This is a genomic window from Aeromonas sp. 160P, from assembly GCF_055193095.1.
Genome location: NZ_JBUXKV010000001.1, coordinates 290,554 through 310,946 on the forward strand (window position 1 = coordinate 290,554; position 20,393 = coordinate 310,946).

17 protein-coding genes are annotated in these 20,393 nt (G+C 51.4%); 16 read left to right on the forward strand and 1 reads right to left on the reverse strand.

Features of this window, described 5'->3' with window-relative positions; all coding sequences use genetic code 11:
• Positions 1 to 289: 289 nt before the first annotated feature.
• The 13 genes from ACY8FN_RS01385 to ACY8FN_RS01445 all read left to right on the forward strand — a co-directional run bounded on the left by ACY8FN_RS01385 (position 290) and on the right by ACY8FN_RS01445 (position 15,189).
• Positions 290 to 466 carry a hypothetical protein gene (locus tag ACY8FN_RS01385; protein WP_275057086.1) on the forward strand — a complete coding sequence of 59 codons (177 nt, stop codon included), beginning with the start codon at positions 290 to 292 and terminating at the stop codon, positions 464 to 466.
• Between the two features lie 154 nt (positions 467 to 620).
• Positions 621 to 1,850, forward strand: coding sequence for a tyrosine-type recombinase/integrase (locus ACY8FN_RS01390; RefSeq protein ID WP_463099039.1), 1,230 nt, complete (start codon positions 621 to 623; stop codon positions 1,848 to 1,850).
• 59 nt (positions 1,851 to 1,909) lie between these two features.
• Positions 1,910 to 2,725: a DUF6387 family protein gene (locus ACY8FN_RS01395; RefSeq protein WP_463099040.1), complete on the forward strand. Its 816-nt coding sequence runs from the start codon at positions 1,910 to 1,912 to the stop codon at positions 2,723 to 2,725.
• 132 nt (positions 2,726 to 2,857) lie between these two features.
• Positions 2,858 to 3,043 carry a helix-turn-helix transcriptional regulator gene (locus ACY8FN_RS01400; protein ID WP_463099041.1) on the forward strand — a complete coding sequence of 62 codons (186 nt, stop codon included), beginning with the start codon at positions 2,858 to 2,860 and terminating at the stop codon, positions 3,041 to 3,043.
• On the forward strand, positions 3,043 to 3,267 hold the full coding sequence (locus ACY8FN_RS01405) for a helix-turn-helix transcriptional regulator (protein WP_158508560.1): 225 nt from the start codon (positions 3,043 to 3,045) through the stop codon (positions 3,265 to 3,267). The genes ACY8FN_RS01400 and ACY8FN_RS01405 overlap by 1 nt, the downstream gene beginning before the upstream one ends.
• Positions 3,268 to 3,543: 276 nt before the next feature.
• Positions 3,544 to 4,014 carry a YagK/YfjJ domain-containing protein gene (locus ACY8FN_RS01410; protein WP_223917987.1) on the forward strand — a complete coding sequence of 157 codons (471 nt, stop codon included), beginning with the start codon at positions 3,544 to 3,546 and terminating at the stop codon, positions 4,012 to 4,014.
• A 75-nt stretch (positions 4,015 to 4,089) separates the two neighbouring features.
• Positions 4,090 to 5,310 carry a hypothetical protein gene (locus ACY8FN_RS01415; RefSeq protein ID WP_463099042.1) on the forward strand — a complete coding sequence of 407 codons (1,221 nt, stop codon included), beginning with the start codon at positions 4,090 to 4,092 and terminating at the stop codon, positions 5,308 to 5,310.
• 191 nt (positions 5,311 to 5,501) lie between these two features.
• Positions 5,502 to 6,440 carry a restriction endonuclease gene (locus ACY8FN_RS01420; protein ID WP_201883736.1) on the forward strand — a complete coding sequence of 313 codons (939 nt, stop codon included), beginning with the start codon at positions 5,502 to 5,504 and terminating at the stop codon, positions 6,438 to 6,440.
• 5 nt (positions 6,441 to 6,445) lie between these two features.
• The gene (locus tag ACY8FN_RS01425; RefSeq protein ID WP_463099043.1) at positions 6,446 to 9,850 is read left to right on the forward strand and encodes a DEAD/DEAH box helicase family protein; all 3,405 of its coding nucleotides are present in this window, start codon (positions 6,446 to 6,448) and stop codon (positions 9,848 to 9,850) included.
• 160 nt (positions 9,851 to 10,010) lie between these two features.
• Entirely contained in the window at positions 10,011 to 11,651 is a 1,641-nt protein-coding gene (locus tag ACY8FN_RS01430) for a type I restriction-modification system subunit M (RefSeq protein ID WP_463099044.1), read from the forward strand.
• Positions 11,648 to 12,814 (forward strand): restriction endonuclease subunit S, encoded by a 1,167-nt coding sequence (locus tag ACY8FN_RS01435; RefSeq protein WP_463099045.1) that lies wholly within the window; start codon positions 11,648 to 11,650, stop codon positions 12,812 to 12,814. Before ACY8FN_RS01430 ends, ACY8FN_RS01435 begins: the two co-directional genes overlap by 4 nt.
• A gap of 18 nt (positions 12,815 to 12,832) precedes the next feature.
• Positions 12,833 to 14,299, forward strand: a complete 1,467-nt coding sequence (locus ACY8FN_RS01440; RefSeq protein WP_463099046.1) for an AAA family ATPase — start codon at positions 12,833 to 12,835, stop codon at positions 14,297 to 14,299.
• On the forward strand, positions 14,299 to 15,189 hold the full coding sequence (locus ACY8FN_RS01445; RefSeq protein ID WP_463099047.1) for a hypothetical protein: 891 nt from the start codon (positions 14,299 to 14,301) through the stop codon (positions 15,187 to 15,189). Before ACY8FN_RS01440 ends, ACY8FN_RS01445 begins: the two co-directional genes overlap by 1 nt.
• 109 nt (positions 15,190 to 15,298) lie before the next feature.
• Here ACY8FN_RS01445 and ACY8FN_RS01450 read toward each other — a convergent pair whose 3' ends face one another.
• Positions 15,299 to 16,216, reverse strand: a complete 918-nt coding sequence (locus ACY8FN_RS01450; protein WP_463099013.1) for an IS5 family transposase — start codon at positions 16,214 to 16,216, stop codon at positions 15,299 to 15,301.
• 331 nt (positions 16,217 to 16,547) lie between these two features.
• On the opposite strand from ACY8FN_RS01450, the gene ACY8FN_RS01455 reads away from it, so the two are divergent.
• From ACY8FN_RS01455 to ACY8FN_RS01465, 3 genes are all read left to right on the forward strand, one after another.
• On the forward strand, positions 16,548 to 17,762 hold the full coding sequence (locus ACY8FN_RS01455; RefSeq protein ID WP_463099048.1) for an IS256-like element ISAs3 family transposase: 1,215 nt from the start codon (positions 16,548 to 16,550) through the stop codon (positions 17,760 to 17,762).
• A 437-nt stretch (positions 17,763 to 18,199) separates the two neighbouring features.
• Entirely contained in the window at positions 18,200 to 19,744 is a 1,545-nt protein-coding gene (locus ACY8FN_RS01460) for a hypothetical protein (RefSeq protein WP_463099049.1), read from the forward strand.
• 231 nt (positions 19,745 to 19,975) lie between these two features.
• Complete coding sequence (locus ACY8FN_RS01465; protein ID WP_463099050.1) at positions 19,976 to 20,218, forward strand: helix-turn-helix domain-containing protein; 243 nt, start codon at positions 19,976 to 19,978, stop codon at positions 20,216 to 20,218.
• Positions 20,219 to 20,393 lie beyond the last annotated feature (175 nt).

Sequence of the window (20,393 nt, forward strand, 5' to 3'; positions counted from 1 at the left end):
CAATGTTTCAACGTTAGATGAATCCTGCCAGTACCCACATAACCTTCCTCTGATTTACTCGCCTTGAGAACCGTCAGGCTGTCTGCCTGCGTTGCCCGGCTCTCACGGTGCAGACCCGATCTGCCCACCCAATTTGATTTATGCATCAGCATATTCCTTGAAAAGTGCAGACGCCCCTTAACCGGGCTGGGTATTCCTGCGCGCTTGTCGTTCACCCAATCGACCGCGCCCATTGACCTGACATTTGCCAATACAAGGAGCAAACACCTAATTTATATAGAGAAATACCATGATGAAAGCCGTACAAACACACAAGCCCCTGCGTCGTAGCAAACCCATCAACCTGCCCCCGCAAGAGCAGGATTCCGATGCGTTCCTGATCCAGTTCAGCACCCGCTTCAGCGGCGGTTTCGCCATTTCCTGTGATGGTATCGCTGGCGAGTTCTCCATCGAAGAGCTCAACTAACGTTTCACCTCGTCCAAAGAAAACCCGCCTTGCCTCCTAAAGCCCCATGATATATAAGGCCCAGTGAGAATCATCGTCCTATCTTGTGATAGGTTGTGATATCAGTTAGGGATACATATGTGGGGTTTTTTATGGGGTTTAGTGGGGGTTTGAAATGGCATTAGGGATCACTGCACTCAGAAAAATGCTTGGCACCAAACATGATGGTCCCAAGCCGATTCGGAAAATCGATCGTGGTGATGGACTTAACGCTTTCTGGCACCCGAGTGGGTCAGTGAGCTTCGTTTTTCGCTATCGCTTCGATGGCAAAAATCTGGAAGTCACCCTGGGGAAGTTCACCAACAACAGCGCAGGGATCGACCTTGAAGAAGCCCGTCGAAAGACAGAGCAATGCAAGGGATGGCTAGCGGCTGGCCACAATCCAGCGCTGATGCTCAAGCTGGCCAAGGAAGAGCGGCTAAAACCCGTGACGGTAAAAGATGCGATTTGTTACTGGTTAGATAACTACGCCACCCAGAACAGGAAGAACACCACCAAAATCAGGCTGCTATTCCAAAAGTGGCTCTTTCCCAAGATAGGCGATCTCCCCCTGGTCGATTGTGAAACCAGACATTGGCTGGTGGTCTTTGATGGATGCAACAAGCAGGCACCTGTTTCTGCTGGCATGCTCTTCCAGATCTCAAAACAAGCACTGAAGTATTGCCGTGTTCGGCGCTACGCAGCCTCTGACGCACTCAATGACCTGACCATTGCAGATGTAGGTAAACGAGGTGGGAAAAAGGATCGTGTTCTAAGCCTCACGGAAATCCACACTCTCATGGAGTGGATCAAAAGCCCCTCCTCCAACTCCTACTATCGTGCACTATCGCTCTTGCTACTGACTTTTGGCGCGAGAACGGGAGAAGTACGGGAATCTCATATCACGGAGTGGGACTTGTCCGCTGGGATATGGACTGTTCCAATCGAACACTCAAAAACAAATCACAGGATTGTTCGCGCCATACCAGAACAGATCAAACCTGTAATAACCGAACTAATCGCTCAAGCGAAACAGAACAAAACCCACTATCTCCTCGGCTCGCTGAAGAAACTGAATACTGTGTCCACCTATGGCCATAAGTTATCAGTGAGGCTTGGTCATGCCCCCTTTTGGACCTTTCACGACTTGCGACGATCGCTAGCCACCCATCTCACCGCAGCAGGCACTGCACCCCATGTTATCGAGATCATCTCGGGCCATAGCCTTAAAGGTGTAATGAGCCACTACATCCATGATCATCGCCTATCAGAACAGAAAGTTGCTCTGGAACTATGGCAGTCAATGATCTGGAATTGTCCCACCAGTGATAATGTCACCCCCCTTCGCCATGCTGGTAGACAGTAACCAGCAGTATATAAATCCAACATTTTTTCATCGCGCTATTTATATTTAAGGGCTCATCCATGGCGACAAGAAAAGAACGAACCCGCCGCCCCCCAACGTGGTTCAAACTAGATTCATACGCGGAGTTACTGGACGTAACGAACAACCAACTATGTGAAGAAGCCTTTTACAGAGCCCATAAGTTGACGCATTTTTGCGATCTATCAAATCTGATTACACGACTAGCCTCTGGTCAGATTTGTTTGCGGCATGAACCACGAAGCCGAGTTTTTGCAGCACAATCTGAAGCTCAGCTGCCATCGTCGCAATCAATCCGTCCCATCTCGATTATGGCGTTAAGCGATCTGCATCAACTGATAGAAAAGCAATTTCCTACAACGATTCAGGATGAAAAAGATAGGTTTGCTAACGGGGAGCCCGCTTTGGTTAACCTGCATGCCAGTGTCGCGGCTGCAATGCCACATCATGTAACACAGGTGCTGAATGACATTGATCTCAGCGCAGCTGATGAGGATATTCTTGCCGACCTGAAGGCATTACTCCCCATATGGCGGGAACAACTTGGTTGTCCACGGCCGAATCAATCTAAGCGTAACAGCATCATCAAGAACATCATTGAACAAAGCATCATTCCAATGCTGGATTTGATGCTCTGGGCTCGCCATAACGGCTTCCAGTACACGGATGATCAATTAGCCGACATCCTGTATCCCAGCCACCTGGGCAATCCAGACAATCCGATAACAGCCAAACATATCAGTGATACTCGGCGGCCAAATGCACTTAAATTTGCTGAACATGACTATCAAGCTGCCATCAGAAGATGGTGTGATCAGGGACATGGAACTAAGATTGTCAAAGATGAATTGAGGTAAAACAGTTAGTTACAAACATAATGGTCGCTTTTCAGCCAACTTTCCGAAATTTTATCTATCTGTTTTTCGGAGGTGTAAAAAATCCGTCTCGCTAACATTGCCTCTATCAAATCAAACGAGACGAGGTGAGCAATGATTTCTCAAAAAATCCTATCCATTACAAATGTTTGTGAACTCGTAGGACGCAATCGCCGAACCCTGTGGGCATGGGTTCGCGATGGCGTGTTTCCTGAACCGATCAAAGTTCACGGTAAAACCGTAGGATGGCCTGAATCGGTTTACCAGAAATGGGTAGCAGAGCTGATGGAGGGGCAATAATGGCTAGAGCTCCATTTAGCTATCGCAGTCTAGCCGCTGCAGATAGCGGCACGCTGCAACCAATACTCAAGCATAAAGACCTGCAACGAGTACTGGGATGCTCAAGAACGACGATCTATCGCTGGATCGAATTATCCAAACTTCCCGCACCGCTTAAGCATAACAACGGGCGGGTCATGGGATGGACCAGGCAGCAGATTGAAGCTTGGTTAACGGCACACTGAAGCCACAATAGGAGGCAATCGCCTCCTTTATTTGGCACCTAATGTAACAAACTGGAACATTAAAGCCGTTTTTTCTGAATCAGAAAACGCCACAGAAAAGCCGTCCGACTATCAATGACGGGGGGTAGCTGCCTTCGGTATTCACCCGAACCGCTAGGATATTAATAATATATGCCCAATATTAATAATAACTCGTCTTTAACATTGCCCCTCAACTATGAGTATCAAGGCCATGCTTGGGCCGTAATCAATCACATCCATATCAGGCGAGAGATCATGGATGGCATTTTTCAATTACTAGAAAAGTTCTTCAGCAAAACCAGCAAGCTTACCGCCATTCGTATGGAGCTAAAAATGAAGCAGGGGACAATAGACAACCAGCCAATCAGCCATTTCTTCAAACAGCTTAAACCCAAACTGATCCGACATTATGGTCCCTGCTACCACGGCTATATCTGGGTCAGAGAGAAAGCAAGGTCAAAAGTCCAGCACTACCACCTGGCACTGCTACTAGATGGGCAAAAGGTTAAACACTCAGACAATGTTTACCGTTTAGCCAAAGCGGAATGGACATATGGTTATCTTTCACTACCTGAAAACCCGTTTTATCACGTTCACCATGACCGTCTAGACGAGCATCGGCTGCTGATCTACCGCTTGAGCTATTTGGCCAAGGCAGAAACAAAAGGAGATCGGCCACCAGCCGTCAAGGACTACCAGATCAGCCGCAGCATCAGGATGCATTAAATGCCGCAAGTGTAAAAGATACGACGCCCCCAACTACGCGGGGGATTGAAATTGAGTAATGAGCGAGGATCTTGGATGACAAAGCATGATTGGGAAGAACACAAAAAGCGGTATCTAGAGGAGTACCCAGAACTCACGTTGGCCGCCTATGCAGCCCTATTTGGATTAAACCCCTCTACAGCTCGCCGGGCCATGCGTGGAGTAAAAAGCGCAGTTAAAGGCAACGTGGCGCAGCAATCCAAGAGTCAGCGACAAAGTGATCATTCTACAGGGAATGATCACTTACCAAGCGATCTCACCGCCAAAGAGCCCTATGCATCAGTCGGTACAGAAAAAGAATCAAAAACAACAAAATCAAGAAGATACAGAAAAAAGGCACTCCAAAGTGAAGAGGCTCATACACACAAAAGCGATCACTCACACACAACAATACCCTTGGTCGAAAATACAGAAAATGATCACCATGAATGGATAACCGATTTCGGAAACAAGATGGCCCAGTATATGGAGCCTTTGACAGCACAAAACCATACTGGTGGGTATGTATCATCCATAAATCTGGATGATGATCTTCTGAAAGCAGCGATCGAATTAGCTGGGGATGATGGAGAGCTGGTACTGGCTTGCGGTCGCTATCTTCAGCTTTATCGATGCAAGGATAATACCGTTCAGCAAGTTAAGGACGACTACGCCAATGGGGAGGTGTGGTACTACCCCGGCACCGAAACGCCGATGCCACTCGCAATGGCCATCATGCAGGCTGAAATGGCCCCGGCACAGCGACTGTCGGAACTGGAGCGGATTCTTGGAAATCGTAAGAGCACTATATGGAGGCGCAGGCAAGCCGAAAATGAGCGGCATCCTTACAATAAAAATGAGCGGATGTACTTAACCATCAAGATACTGGAGAACCGGAAAAAGAACGCTTGGAGCGCTTTAGAAACAGCTCAAGAACTGGAGTTAAAAGGGTTGAAGTTACCCCGATTCCTGGAGCTGGAAGTCGCCAGAGAGGTTAGCTTCATCGAACCGATCACTGATGCCGATGGCGGTATCTCCGATGCCGAGCTGGAAGAGATGTCCCGCGCTTACATGGCCGAGCAAAAAGAGATCATGGAGGTCTGGCTCCCTAATCGCCGGGCAGAGGTGGCCGCAGCCGTGGCCGCCGAAGCTGCCCGCCAGAACAGTGAACTGCTCGATGAAGATGACTTCAACCCCCTACCTAATGATGAGCTCTCTGGCACCGGATGGGATGAGGATGGAGAGACATTGACCGAAGTTGCCGAGGAGTGGGCTTGATCATATAGCTCAAGATCAATTCGATATTTTTTAACCCCCACAACTGGAGTGTAAATAAAAAGCGCTGGTGGCTAAGTCCACCAGCAATCCTCTTTTAAATGACCTCCTGCACACTCCAGATGCCATCCACTGGCCCCAAGCAGGTCGCTGTGACAAGATAAGTGCCTGTTTTGTCTCGCTCCGGTCGCCCGATGAAAGAAACCCTGCCCAGCTATGAAGCCATGATGCCTGCCGTGCTCAAGGTATTGTCCGATGGTGTCGCCCGCCCTCTACGTGAGGTATTCGAGCGGGTTTGCCAGCACTATGCCTTTACTCCGGAGCAGTTGGCCGACACCTTGCCCAGTGGCCGCCAAACCACGCTGCGCAGCCGGGTCGGCTGGGCCAAGACCTATCTGGTCAAGGCAGGGCTCATCGAACAACCCAAGCGGGGCATTTGCCTTATCACCGAACGGGGTAAGGTGGCGCTAGTCTCGGGACAGTCAATCGACAACCGCTATCTGGCCCAATTCAACGAGTTCGTAGCGTTTACCCTGGCCTCCAGTGAGAGCGCAGGCAATACGCAACAAGCCATGGCGATCCCGACAGACACGCCAACACCAGAGCAGGCCAGCACCCCTCAAGAGCAGATTGAGCAGGCACTATCTGCCATCAATCGCTCCCTTGCCGATGACCTGCTTGCCGAGATCTTGGGCCTTTCCCCTCGTTTCTTTGAACAGCTGGTGGTCGATCTGATGGTGGCCATGGGCTATGGCGGCAGTCAGCAGGATGCCGCCCGCACCACTCGTTACAGCAGCGATGGTGGCATCGATGGCATCATCAAGGAAGACCGGTTGGGGCTCGACTCCATCTACCTGCAGGCAAAGCGCTACACCGACAAAACCGTGGGGCGTCCCGAGATCCAGTCTTTCGCGGGGGCGCTTGATCTGCACAAGGCCCGCAAGGGGGTATTTATCACCACCTCCAGCTTTAGCCGTGAGGCGCAGGAGTATGTCGGGCTGATTGAGAAACGCATTGTGCTGATCGACGGTGACCGTCTTGCCGCCCTGATGATCGAATACGGCGTTGGCGTCACCACACGCCAGACCCTCACCATCAAGACCCTGGATTCGGATTACTTTCTGGAAGATTGACGACCATGCCAAACAAGTCACTGAACTTCGAAATGCTGCGCCGCAAATGGCCCGAGATAGCCGATCTGGGGGCAATGGCGGAGAGATATGTCTACAACGACCCGGAGACCTCACTGGTAAAACTGCGCAACATGGTCGAGTTGATCGTGCGTTGGATTTACCGGGAAGAGCGTTTGCCCCAAGGCTATCGACCCAACCTGTTCGATCTCATCAAGGACGATGTATTTGTCGACCTGATGCCAAAGCCCATTCACGGGAAACTCGATATCCTGCGTCAATACGGCAACAAAGCCGCTCACGGCGAGAAGTGCGAGCAGAAGCACTCAGTCTGGCTGCTCAAAGAGGGGTGGCTGATCGCCGCCTGGCTCTATATCCGCTACGACAACGGCAATCAGCAGGAATGTGGCAGTTTTACCCAGCCAGCGCAGCAACCCGTTGAACTTACAACGGATGCGTTGAAGAAAAAGGCGCATGAGCTGGAAAAAGCCTGTGCCGCCCTCAAGGCTGCCGAAGAGCGTGAGATCGCTATTCTGCGTGACCTGCAGCAAGCCAAAGAGCAGGCCGACGAGCTCAAAGCTCGCCTAGAACAATCCCGTCTGAAGAACCAGCAAGCGGTCAGCCTGCTCGACATGAACGAGGCCGAGACTCGCCGCCGCCTTATCGATGCCCGCCTGCTCGATGCCAACTGGGATATCTCGGATGATGGCAGCGATACCGAACAAGTCAGTCAGGAAGAAGCCACCCTCAAGCAGCCCACCAAGACAGGTAAGGGGCGCGCTGACTATGTGTTGTGGGATGACAACCACCAGCCGCTGGCGGTGATTGAAGCGAAAAGCACTCAGGTCGATGCCGAAGCAGGACGCCAACAAGCCAAGCTCTATGCCGACTGGCTGGAGGAGAAATACGGTCAGCGCCCGGTCATCTTCTACACCAATGGCTACGACATCTTTATCTGGGATGATCATCCCGCTCATGGCTATCCACCACGCCGCCTGTTCGGCTTCTACAGCAAGGCGAGCCTGCAACACCTGATCCAGCAGCGCACCAGCAAAAAGGATCTGTTGCAAACCCCCATCGACACCAATATTGCCGGGGGCGGCACTCGCCTCTATCAGTTGGAGTCCATTCGTCGCGTGGCGGAGTCGTTCAGCAATAAAAAGCGCAGCGCCCTGATCGTGCAGGCCACCGGCACCGGCAAGACCCGCGTCTCCATCGCCCTGACCAAGTTGCTGCTCGATGCCCGCTGGGTGAAACGGGTGCTCTTTCTATGCGACCGCAAGGAGCTGCGCAAACAGGCCCGCAACGCCTTCAACGAATTTATCAGCGACCCTCTCTGCGTAGTCGGTTCCAGTGACAAGGCGACCCAGCAGACCGCCCGCATCTTTATCGCCACCTATCCCGGCATGCTCAATATCATGGAGCAGTTCGATGTGGGCTATTTCGATCTCATCGTGGCCGATGAATCCCACCGCTCCATCTACAACGTCTACGGGGATCTGTTCAAATACTTCGACTGCCTGCAAGTGGGCCTGACCGCGACGCCAGTCGAGATGGTTAGCCGCTCCACCTGCCAGCTATTCGGTTGTGACTACAAGATGCCCACCGCCGAATACTCGCTGGAAAAGGCCATCGAAGATGATCATCTGGTGCCCTACGAGGTGGTGACTCACACCACCAAATTCCTGCGCGAGGGGATCAAACGCGACAACCTGACCGATGAGCAAGTAGCTCAACTGGAAGATGACGGCATCGACCCCAACGAGCTCGATTTCGATGCCCAGAGTATCGACAAGGCCATCTACAACAAGCCGACCAATGCCGCCATCATGCGCAACTTGATGGAGAACGGCATCAAGGACAAGGATGGCCAGTTGCCGGGCAAGACCATCATCTTCGCCCGCAACCACCAGCATGCCCTCTTGCTGCAAGCCGTGTTCGATGAGCAATACCCCCAGTTTGCGGGTAAGTTCTGCCAGGTGATCGACAACTACGACCCCCGTGCCGAGCAGTTGATCGACGACTTCAAGGGCGATGGCAAAAACCACGACCTTACCATCGCCATCTCGGTAGACATGCTAGATACCGGCATCGACGTGCCCAAAGTGGTCAATCTGGTCTTTGCCAAACCGCTGCGATCCAAGGTGAAGTTCTGGCAGATGATCGGGCGCGGCACCCGCCTGTGCAAAGATCTGTTCGGGCCGGGCAAGCACAAGGAGAAGTTCCGCATCTTCGATCACTGGGGCGTGTTCGACTACTTCGAGCAGGAGCCCGAAGAGGTGGAGCCTGCGGTCAGCAAATCCCTCGCTCAGCAACGCTTCGAGGCCTGGTTGCAACTAGGGCGCAGCGCCTTGAAGAAATTTGACCGGGATGCGCTCGACAAGGTGACCCTGCTACTGCGCTCCCAACTCGATGCGCTGGATGACAGATCCATCTCGGTACAGGAGCACTGGAAGGAGAAAGCTCGTCTCAGCGACCCCAAGCTGTTGCGCCAGTTCTCACCGGCTACCCAGCAGGCGTTGCTCACCGAAATGGCCCCCTTGATGCAGTGGCTCGATGTACGCGGCCAAGGTGATGCTCTGCGCTTTGATATGGACATGATCGCCGCCCAGCAGGCGCTCTATGACAACCCGGAGCAGTTGATGCAGAGCTACCACAAGGTGGCGGAAAAGGTGGAACTGCTGCCGCCCCACTTGGCTCAGGTACAGCAACACGGCGAACTGATCAATCAGTTGCGCGAGCTGCTCTGGTGGCAGCAGGCTGATTTCGATCAGCTGGAACACGCTCGCATCACCCTGCGCGATATCATGCACTTGATGGAGAAAACCCCCACTCCTTCGAGCCCACCGCTGGTCACCAACATTAAGGAAGACGAGGGGGAGTATCAGACCGGCCAGCGCAAGACCAATATCAAATCAGTGGATTTCAAACTCTACCGCAAGCAGGTACAGGGCGTGCTGGAACCCCTGTTTGACAGCAACCGGGTGCTGCAAAAGATCCGTCGTGGTCAGCCGGTTACCGACCAGGAACTGGACGAACTGCGCAAACTGGTGCTGGTGCAAAACCCCAATGTCGATATCAAGGTGCTGACCGACTTCTATCCCGAAGCCAGTGCCGGGCTCGATAAGATCCTGCGTACCCTGGTGGGGATGGATGGAGAGGAGGTGGCCGCGCGTTTCACCGCCTTCGCCGCCGAACATCACCTCAGTGCGGTTCAGATGCGCTTCCTCGATCTGCTGAAAAACCATATCCGCACCTTTGGCACCATCGAGATGAAACAACTGTTCGAGCAACCCTTCACCTCGGTCAACAGCCAGGGGGTAACCGGGGTCTTCCCCGATATGGCACAGGTAATGGCCCTCAAGGCCATCGTCGACGGGCTTGCCGTTGAAACCGGAAAGGCTGTGCCCTAAAAAGCGGAAGGGGCATCAATGCCCATCCTGCCAAAAATCGCGGTACAATCGCGGCCATTCCAATCTGGCACTGATGGCCCGCCCTGTGCGGGCCGCTTATTCTAGTCTGTTGGCCGCCCACTGACGCGCCAGCAGCCTCTCAATCTTGTATGGAACAATCATGATCACCGGCGAACTGAAAAGTAATATCGACAAGCTGTGGGAAGCCTTCTGGGTCGGCGGCATCACCAACCCGCTGACCGTGATCGAGCAGATCACCTTCCTGATGTACTCCCGCATGCTCGACATGCAGGAGAGCAAGGACGAGCAGCGGGAGGTGCTGGCGGGCATTCCTTTCAAACACCGCTTTGCCGAGTTCGAGCAGGACTATCGCTTCTCCCGCTACGCCAATCTGGGGGCGGACGAGATGCTGGAGACGGTGCGCGACGGTGTCTTCGATCACTTCCGCAGCCTCAACCACGAGGGCTCCATCCTCAGCCACTTTATGAAGAATGCCCGGCTGGAGATCATCAACCCGAGACTACTGGTCAGCGCGGTAGAGATGCTCAAGTCCCTCCCCATTGACCAAGGTGACACCAAGGGCGATCTCTATGAATACCTGCTCTCCAAACTCACCACCGCCGGGATCAACGGCCAGTTCCGTACCCCGCGCCACCTCATTCGCGCCATGGTTGAGATGATGGAGCCCAACCCAGCCCGCCATGAACGGATCTGCGATCCTGCCTGCGGCACAGCGGGTTTCCTCTCCAACAGTTACGAATACATCGTCGAACGCTACACCAGTGCCGACAACGTCCACAGCCAGGTCGTTGCCAACGAACGCGGCGAGCTGGAAGAGCAAAAAGTCTTCGCCGGGGATCTGCTCGCCGACTATCGCCACCACGTCGATACCGACATGTTCCACGGCTACGACTTCGATGCCACCATGCTGCGTATCGCTGCCATGAACCTCATCATGCACGGGGTCGAGCAGCCCGATATCCACTATCAAGACACCCTGAGCCAAGGCTTTCGCGATCGCTTCCCGGACGCCAGCAACGAAGGCTTTCACCTGATCCTCGCCAACCCGCCCTTTACCGGCACTCTGGATGAAGAGGACATCGACCCCAAGCTCACCGCCAAGGTCAAGACCAAGAAGACCGAGCTGCTGTTTATCGCCCGCATCCTGCAAATGCTCAAAATCGGCGGGCGCAGCGCCACCGTGGTGCCGCAGGGGGTACTATTCGGCTCATCCAAGGCCCATGTGCAACTGCGCGAGCTGCTGGTGGAGCACAACCAGTTGGAGGCGGTGATCAACCTCCCCTCCGGCGTCTTCAAGCCCTATGCCGGGGTCGCCACCGCTATTCTGATCTTTACCAAGGGCGGCTCTACCAATAATGTCTGGTTCTACGATCTGCAAAACGACGGCTACAGCCTCGATGACAGGCGCAACCAGATTGCAGCCAACGATCTGCCCCATCTGGTCTCAAGCTGGCAGCACTACCGCAAACAGGCTCATATGCCGGTCGGCAACTTTATCGGCCACCAGCTCAGCCGCCAGCTCGCCGAGCAGTTCCCCAATAACGAGCATCTGAAAGACGAGAGGGGCGTTGAGCGGGATTATCAGGATCGCACCCAGCAAGCCTTTATCGTGCCCAAGGCCGAGATAGCCGCCCAGAAATACGATCTCTCCATCAACCGCTATAAAGAGGTGGTCTATCAGGAGGAGAGCTACGAAGATCCAAAGGTGATTCTGGCCAAGCTGAAGGTGCTAGAAGCAGACATATTGGCCGATCTGGCAGAGCTGGAGAAAATGCTATGAAGTGGCCGATGGAAAAGCTGGGCATTGTCGCACCAGCGAAACCAATTAAAAGTCCCAAAATAGCTGACTCAAATTCAGTCTGGTTACTCAATTTGGATATGGTGGAATCACATACGGGTAGAGTGATTGATAAACTCTTTTGCTCAGCAGATGAGGCAGGAACATCAACACATTGGTTTGATGAAAACTATGTGCTCTATTCAAAACTGCGGCCATATCTGAATAAAGTTGTGGTTCCTGACGGACTTGGTTTGGCAACAACAGAACTTGTACCAATGTTGCCTGACCCCGAGCGATTGGATAAAAAATACCTCGCTTACTATTTACGCTCCGAGCAATTTGTTCGCTGGGTAAATGAGCAGGTCGCAGGAGCTAAGATGCCCCGCGTCTCTATGAAAATTTTCTGGGAGCACGAAATTCCTCTTCCTCCACTCGAAGAGCAAAAACGTATTGTCACGATTCTGGATAAGGCCGATGCCATCCGCCAGAAGCGCCAGCAAGCCATCGCCCTCGCCGATGACTTTCTGCGCAGCGTATTCCTCGATATGTTTGGCGATCCCTTCACCAATCTGAAGGGATTCCCACAAGGAACAATTAGGGATTTAGTTGAATCAGCAAATTATGGTTCATCAGCAAAAGCTTCCGAAGATACCGGTGATTACCCGATCCTCAGAATGGGTAACATTACCTATCAGGGCAGGCTAGATCTGTCTGATTTAAAATTCATTGACTTACATGATAGTGATAAGGAAAAATTTTTAGTTCGAAAAGGGGACTTGTTGTTCAATAGAACAAACAGCAAAGAGTTGGTGGGAAAAACAACTGTATTCGAAGAGGATAATCCGATGGCCTTTGCGGGTTACTTGGTTAGAATCCGAACAAATGAACTAGGTAATAATTATTATCTATCTGGATACCTTAATTCTGCTCATGGAAAGAAAACACTATTAAATATGAGCAAAAGTATTGTCGGCATGGCTAACATAAACGCTCAGGAATTGCAGAATATTAGGATCCCACTCCCCCCCATTGAATTACAGAACCGTTTCGAGAGCATAGTGCAAGAAACAAACCGTCGATTATTAAAGCATGAGAAATCTAGATACAAATTAGACATTCTCTTTGCATCACTTTCTAAGAAATCTTTTGCTGGTGTATTATAACCATACAAGGATATTAGGATGAAAATTAGCGCATTGACCATAGGCGGATTTAAGGGGGTTGCACAAACAGCCCATATTCCCCTGGCCCCGATTACCCTGCTCTTTGGTGCTAACAGTACCGGCAAGAGCACAGTTCTACAGGCGCTGCTCTATCTCTATGAAATCATTGTCGAACGTAATTTTGATCCGCAATACAGCTCAATTACTGGTGAGCAACTCTGGTTAGGTGGCTTTCATAATCTGGTGCATGGTAAAGATCTCACCAATACCATCACTCTTGGTGCAACGCTGGACTTCCGAGACAACGAAGGCGAGCAATTAAATACGTTTACAACAGATCCAGAAAACTGGTTACTAGAAAGCAACATGGGCTTTTCAGCTGAAACAGCTCCAGAAATCATGTCTTTCGAAATAGAATTAGCATGGGATGAATACAACAGATGTGTTTTTGTTAGCCGTTTTGAATGTTCATGCAAAGGGCTAAGCTATATAAAAATAGAAGCCACCGCTGGAACACCTTCAGCTTATATCCATAGTTTTTCACCCTTACCACATTGGAGTGATGAAGTTAATTCGGCGTTACAACATTTATTCACAGACAAGAATAATGGCATTACTTTCATTCCTTATCGCCATGCACTCCCGCCTATTGAACGAATTCATTTACCTAATTCACCCTTAGAGTCTGGTGAAATAACACCGACAGAAATAGCATCACATCTCTTTGCTGAGGCTGCAATATCTTGCGCAACCTTGGCACCTTTAAAGATTCTGGGTGGAAAGTTAAAAAATTTGCTTCATATCGGTCCATTACGCATTGTACCTGGTCGAGATACCATCCTCGAAGACTTCCCTAAGCGAGATCGCTGGTACGATGGTACGGCAGGCTGGGACCACTTTGCTTTTGGTTCTGACGTATACCGTGAGCAGGTTAACCAATGCTTTAACCATATGAACCTGCTCAATTCCAGTTATCGCTTTACGGCCAGCATTCAAGGGGCTCCCCCCCTACAACAACGCCAGGTGCAATTAACCGAAGCTAATGCAAATACACCGCTACGCCCCTGTGATGTTGGTGTAGGTGTCTCACAAGTATTCCCCTTTATTGCCACCACCTGTCTGGATCAATCAGGTGTGATGGTATCTTGCGAACAGCCCGAACTGCATATCCACCCCAGATGGCAACTTAGCCTCGCCGATATGATGCTGGCTGCTTGCCGCAAAGATCCTCAGCGGATGTTTCTGGTAGAAACCCACAGTGAGCACCTGATGTTAAGGTTGCTTAAGCGACGCCGCCAATCCGCAGAGGGTGACATCACGGATAATCACAGCAGTTATTGCCGCAAAGAAGATATCCAGATTATTTTCTGCGAGCAGGAGAACGGAAAAACGCGCCTGCTGCCGATCAAGACAACTGACGAAGGGGAATTTGATGCCCCTTGGCCTAATGGTTTCTTTGCTGAACGCCGGGAGGAGCTGTTCTAATGCTGCATCTCGAATTTGCTATCTCCCCGAACCAAATCCGAAATATGGCCGACCTCAACCTGTTAGAGGCCCGTTTGGGATTTGATAAAGGAGCGGTTCTCTCGCGGTTCCCTAAAAGCTGGTTTGGAGAAGTCTCTAGACACCTCAATGCATCATTGAATGGACATCAGGTTGATCGGGCGACCGAGAAACTCCGCAGAATTAAAGAATCACGCTTGGTTAGCTTTAACCGTGAATACACCGGAACTCCATGGCACGAAGCCGCAGCAACCAGCCATCAAGCGCAACCATTCCATCGCATTATTGACGGGATTACAGATAAACGCCCGCACTACATCTCTGACTGGCAAAGTCTTGAGGATGATGATTTTGTTCCCAACACACAGTATGTCCGTAATGCAGCATCTCTTGCCGGAGCGGCAAAAGCATTATTGCTGGATGCAGAAAAAGTAACCATCTATGACAATTATCTGTGTCCAACACGCTCTGGTTGTCTGAATACTCTTTCAGAAATGATGTCTCTTTGCCAAAAAACGGACGTCGAACTACATGTCTTCGCAGAAGAAGAAGGCAAGCAAGATAGAGACCAGAGAAATCATGCTCTTATGCAACTTTGTACACGGTTGCCCGCCAATATCAGATTATTTTGGTATTGGCTAGACGATGCAGGAAGTGGGCTTTTACATCAGCGAGGCTTATTTACTGGCAAAGGAGGGCTTATTTACGACAGGGGTTTTGAAGAACCCCGAGATCTAGATCAACGTAGCACTCCTACAACAATAACACCGATGCCTCGCGGTCTGTTAGAAGAACGCTCTCGCCTATTTAATCCTGCGCAGCTTGGTACAGGACTATCTCTTGTTGGGTCAGCATGGCAATCACATCCATAACACGTGCAGGCACAACTGAAGCGCCGACTATTTCGTTCGGTTGAGTGGCTAGGGGCGTTGTTGCCCAAATCAGCTATCAGGTCACAACGTCCCCAGCCCCAGGTGACCGCTACACTCGGGGCTTTCTGACAGGCAGACCAAGGGTGTTCAGTTTGTTGATTGCACCAACATACGCCATCACTTCCCCTACCTGACCGTTGTATGTTCGCAGACTGATTTTCCCCGTCAGCAACTGTTTGAACCGATACATCGCCGTCTCTGCCAGCGAGCGACGGTGATATCCCGACATCTTCTTCCAGTGCGCTAGCCCCTCCTTGCGCATCACCAGCACCGCCTCATTTCTCGGATGGCCCTTTTTCCATAGTCCTGCGTTCTTGCGAGGCGGGATACACGCCGTCGCCCCTTTACGCGCAATCAACCGATGGCTGGCTTTGCTGTCATAGGCGCCATCCGCATAAACACGCCCCAGCTTGCGCCGCAGAGGATTGAGCAAGGTCGGCAACACCTCTGCGTCATGCACATTCTCCAGCGACACTTCTGCCGCCACGATATCGTGAGTCACCGGGTCTACCGCCAGATGCAACTTGCGCCACACTCGCCGCTTCTCGGCGCCGTGTTTTCTGACCTTCCACTCGCCTTCACCAAACACCTTCAGCCCGGTTGAGTCGATAACCAAGTCGGTAATACGTCCCTTTGGGGGCTGTCGATAAGCGACCGTCACTGTGCGTGCTCGCTTGCTGACGCAGCTGTAATCGGGGGCACAAAGCGGTACGTTCATCAACTCGAACAGGGAGTCGAGTAGTCCTTGGGTGGCCCGCAGAGTGAGGTTGAAAATCCCCTTGAGCATAAGGAAGGTACAGATGGTCTGGTCAGTGTAAAGCTGGCTGCGTCCCCGTCGCCCATGATGGTCGTGGTGAAACCAATTGCTCATGGCCTCGGCATCAACCCAGAAGGTGAGTGAGCCACGGTTAATCAGAGACCTGTTGTATTTAGGCCAGTTGGTGATGGGGTGAAGCGAGGTGCCCATGATGCAGACTTGAAGAGGATGGTGGTGATCAGATCACCGCGCCCTCAGTTAGTTCCATTCAAGCTGCATCGATTTGGGCAACAACGCCGTGGCTAGGTGATTCAGATTGTAGTGGCATAGTGAATTTGGCCACCATCTTGGTTGATCCGGTTGCCACCGCTTCCGAAGCGTTGCCCTCAGGGTTGGCCGCGCGCAGTTGTGCATGCTTACTTCGAGAAAATGGATTACCTCATCTGTATCGAATTGTGTGCGCCAAGAGCCTGTAAATCCAATTGTGTAACCGCCCACGAATAAGTAACTTTTTCAAAAGGATACCTTCGTGGGTAAGCAAATGGACCAAGACAAACTCAAAGCACTGGCCGCTGAGCTGGCCAAAGACATCAAATCTGAAAAAGATCTCGGCACACTCACCCAACAGCTGATCAAGCTCACCGTGGAGACCGCGCTCAATGCCGAGATGGACGAGCATCTGGGCTACGAGAAACACGCCCCACAAGGCCGCGGGACCGGCAACAATCGCAATGGCTATTCCACCAAGCGCCTAAAAGGCCACCATGGAGAGGTCACCATCCAGGCGCCTCGTGACCGTAACGCCTCCTTCGAGCCTCAGTTTGTCCGCAAGGGGCAGTCACGCCTGACCCAGATGGACGACCAGATCCTCGCCCTCTACGCCAAGGGCTTGAGTACGCGGGATATAGTGGACGCGTTCAAAGAGATGTATGACGCCGACATCTCGGCGGGGCTGGTATCGAAGGTGACCGAACGCGTCATCGAGCAGGTCCACGAATGGCAAAACCGGCCGCTGGATCCGCTCTATCCCATCGTCTATCTGGACTGCATTGTGCTGAAGATCCGCGCGAACCAGCGGGTGATCAACAAGTCGCTCTATCTGGCACTGGGCATCAATATGGAGGGGCACAAGGAGCTGTTGGGCCTGTGGCTGGCCGAGACCGAAGGGGCAAAGTTCTGGCTGTCGGTCCTGACCGAGCTGAAGAACCGCGGCCTGGAAGACATCCTGATCGCGTGTGTGGATGGTCTCAAGGGCTTCCCTGATGCCATTGCCGTGGAATATCCTCAAACCAAGGTGCAACTGTGTATCGTCCACATGGTCCGCAACTCGTTGCGCTACGTCTCCTGGAAGGACTACAAGGCGGTGACGGCTGAACTGAAGCAGATCTACCAGTCTGCGACGGAGCGTGAGGCTAAGCAGGCGCTGGCGGCCTTCGGCGAACGCTGGGATAGCCAGTACCCGCAGATAGCGCGTTCCTGGCAGAGTCACTGGGTTAATCTGATCACGCTGTTCGATTATCCCCCCGCGATCCGGAAGGTGATCTACACCACCAATGCGATCGAGTCACTGAACAGCGTGCTGCGCAAAGCGACCAAACAACGGAAGCTCTTCCCGACCGATGAGTCGGCGCTCAAAGTGGCGTTTCTCGCGATACAGCAGGCCTCCAAGAAATGGACCATGCCGATCCAGAATTGGAAGCCGGCCCTGAATCGCTTTATTATCGAGTTCGGTGATCGCCTGAACGGTCACCTGTAATGGAGTGGGCAGTTACACAGAATTATTTACAGGCTCTGCGCCAAGCCTAGGTCGGTGCACGCTTACCATACACCCAGCCTTGTAACTCACTTGTCGAACACGCCATATCCCTTTGCTCAACGAGGCAAAATCAACCTAGCACGAGATGGACAGTTGAAAATCTTCGTCGCCAACTCTCCGAAAGACAGAGTATCGAGCCCTAGATAGACTCAAGGCTCCACAGAAACAAGCAGGAGCATCTTATGTCAAAGTCGGGAAAAGGCGTTCAACATCCACACAATCCCAACCATCACGCCAATCAGCTAAACCCCAACAAGGGGAGCAATGGCACCAATCAGGCCAATGCTAAGGTACACGGAAACCGCGGCAAACAACTGAACCCCAACCAGAAATAAAAGGAGCGCCTGGCAAGCCAGGCGCTTATCAGGAGATTCAATATGACGGCCGGTTTTCCAACCCTGGGTGAAGTTGTCAAGTATTCCTTCAAGGCTACAGGGATCATTCCAAGCAAGTATAAAGATGCTCACTCATTAAGTGATAAAGAGAAAAAGAAATATCAGAAAGCGTTGGAAAGGCTTGCAGCAGAAGAGGGGGATATCAATAAGAGTTTTCAAGAACTGGGCGATGTATTTATTAAAATCCTCTCTGCCAGCATTAAAAATCGCAAGGTATTGCAGGTTATTTCAGATGTTATCGGAGACCTTGTTCTGGTTTATGGTAATGTTATTACCGATGATGGCACTTATCAGGACACAAAAGGAAGCCTGCACTGGATATTGTCTTCATATTTTATTCCCAGATTGGTAGTCTCCCTTCACAAACATCCGGCACGCATCAATCTTGCCAGTGAGGCTCTTACTTCCCCTACAGAGCCATACTGGTTTTTGCCTACGACTGACGATAACTCGGTCACTTGGCCGCTCGGCAAGGCGATGACATGGGTATATCAGCTAAGCGGCGTGAATCAGACCCAGTTTCACTATCCCTCCGAGGAGGCTAAGAGTAATGATCACTTGAAGGCCAATCAACTGGATAGTGCCCAGAACTGGCTCACCGGCAAACATATTCCCAGCTGGGAAGCGTTGCAGCGCAATTTCATGCAAGCCTTGGAAGCTTATCCCCATCTGGCTGAGCAGAAAGAGAGCATACTGTTGACCCTGTTTGTGGCAAGGGTCGCCACCATCATTAGTCAGGACATTGATGAGCTCTATGGCCGCGACTATCTGAATGAGTTGCTGGCACAATTCAAGCGTCATACCGACTGGCTAAAAGAGCCGATGGAAAAGCTTTCTCACTTCTTTAGTGAAATGGCACATCATCCACAAATCCCTTCCGGGATGATAGACAGTATCCACGCTGAATATGCAGAACGTTTCTGGTGCGAGAAAGCTGATAGAGTGATACCAGCTGCCAGACACATTCAGTCTCTCATTATGGAAAAGCCACATATTTTGTCCAATCACCAAAAGGCATGGTTTGTGAACAAGTATGGTGAAGATATAGTTGGTCCTATCTTCGAGTTTTTTGATAGACAGCAACAGCAAAGAAAACATATCCCAGAAGGATTCATCGAATGCCTTATCGAATTTCTGGAGCTAAAAAAAACCATCTGTGAGCCATCTGAGGTGGCCAGGTTTATCGCCAAAATAGATCGCTACCAGTTGCCATCTATCTGCGCCTGGATGGTGCACTGGCTGAAAGCCGAGACCCTCTATCACTCCAACGACTGGCCCGGTGTTTATCGAGAGCTATCCATTGCCTTTGATGCAGCTAAATATGCAGCAGGCCAATATCAGCGCCCTCTGCTTAATCACTATCTGGAGGCATGTGCCAAAAATAATAAATGGCGTGAATTTAAAAAGGGGGTCGCCTGGGCTCAATATCTGGGTATCAAGGTGCACTTTCTGGGACAGGATGAACCTAGCGATGACAATATGCGTTATGTCTTCGACTTGATGCGGAACGGTTATATTGCTTGGTGAGACGAGCGGTTAGCTTGAGCCTCCGCCCCCTCTGCGGGGGTGATAAGCTCCATATATATGGGCTGAAACTCCACATATAGTAATCCTGTGATAGCTGATCGGGGACAGGCGGCCCAGTCAGTCTTGGGTTGTATCCCAGCAGATCCACCCATTGAGCGATGTCTGGTACGGCCCCTGGGAGGAGTAGTCCGCCAATGTGTTATCAGTCCCCCCATGAAAGAAGAAACAACCATGAGCGATGACAAAATTTACTTCCCCCACGAAGTGATAGTACTGCAATTCGAGCAAGGTCTTTCACTGCTGCCTGCCTGGCGCAACTACCGGGGCCTGAGTCAGACTGATCTGGCTGAGCGGGTGGGTATGTCGCTGAGTGAGCTGGTGGCCTTGGAGCAACCTGACTACCAACTCACCCGCCAGCAGCTCGCACGACTGGCAGAGGCTCTCAACATTCAGCACGAACATCTAACCGATTAGCAAAGCAGTTTGGTCATGCTCTACCGAGACTATAACTAGCTTGAGTTTTTAGTTGCGGGGTTTAGTGTGGGGTTTAAAAGAATCATGAGACAAAAATAAAAAACAATAACCATTAAAATCATTTGGTTATATAAAATTACAGAGTTCTCCATCGAAGACCTCAACTGATCCTGCC

Coding starts and splice junctions, on each gene's coding strand:
- ACY8FN_RS01385 (WP_275057086.1), top strand. CDS start 290: ATGATGAAAGCCGTACAAACACACAAGCCCCTGCGTCGTAGCAAACCC.
- ACY8FN_RS01390 (WP_463099039.1), top strand. CDS start 621: ATGGCATTAGGGATCACTGCACTCAGAAAAATGCTTGGCACCAAACAT.
- ACY8FN_RS01395 (WP_463099040.1), top strand. CDS start 1,910: ATGGCGACAAGAAAAGAACGAACCCGCCGCCCCCCAACGTGGTTCAAA.
- ACY8FN_RS01400 (WP_463099041.1), top strand. CDS start 2,858: ATGATTTCTCAAAAAATCCTATCCATTACAAATGTTTGTGAACTCGTA.
- ACY8FN_RS01405 (WP_158508560.1), top strand. CDS start 3,043: ATGGCTAGAGCTCCATTTAGCTATCGCAGTCTAGCCGCTGCAGATAGC.
- ACY8FN_RS01410 (WP_223917987.1), top strand. CDS start 3,544: ATGGATGGCATTTTTCAATTACTAGAAAAGTTCTTCAGCAAAACCAGC.
- ACY8FN_RS01415 (WP_463099042.1), top strand. CDS start 4,090: ATGACAAAGCATGATTGGGAAGAACACAAAAAGCGGTATCTAGAGGAG.
- ACY8FN_RS01420 (WP_201883736.1), top strand. CDS start 5,502: ATGAAAGAAACCCTGCCCAGCTATGAAGCCATGATGCCTGCCGTGCTC.
- ACY8FN_RS01425 (WP_463099043.1), top strand. CDS start 6,446: ATGCCAAACAAGTCACTGAACTTCGAAATGCTGCGCCGCAAATGGCCC.
- ACY8FN_RS01430 (WP_463099044.1), top strand. CDS start 10,011: ATGATCACCGGCGAACTGAAAAGTAATATCGACAAGCTGTGGGAAGCC.
- ACY8FN_RS01435 (WP_463099045.1), top strand. CDS start 11,648: ATGAAGTGGCCGATGGAAAAGCTGGGCATTGTCGCACCAGCGAAACCA.
- ACY8FN_RS01440 (WP_463099046.1), top strand. CDS start 12,833: ATGAAAATTAGCGCATTGACCATAGGCGGATTTAAGGGGGTTGCACAA.
- ACY8FN_RS01445 (WP_463099047.1), top strand. CDS start 14,299: ATGCTGCATCTCGAATTTGCTATCTCCCCGAACCAAATCCGAAATATG.
- ACY8FN_RS01450 (WP_463099013.1), bottom strand. CDS start 16,216: ATGGGCACCTCGCTTCACCCCATCACCAACTGGCCTAAATACAACAGG.
- ACY8FN_RS01455 (WP_463099048.1), top strand. CDS start 16,548: ATGGACCAAGACAAACTCAAAGCACTGGCCGCTGAGCTGGCCAAAGAC.
- ACY8FN_RS01460 (WP_463099049.1), top strand. CDS start 18,200: ATGACGGCCGGTTTTCCAACCCTGGGTGAAGTTGTCAAGTATTCCTTC.
- ACY8FN_RS01465 (WP_463099050.1), top strand. CDS start 19,976: ATGAGCGATGACAAAATTTACTTCCCCCACGAAGTGATAGTACTGCAA.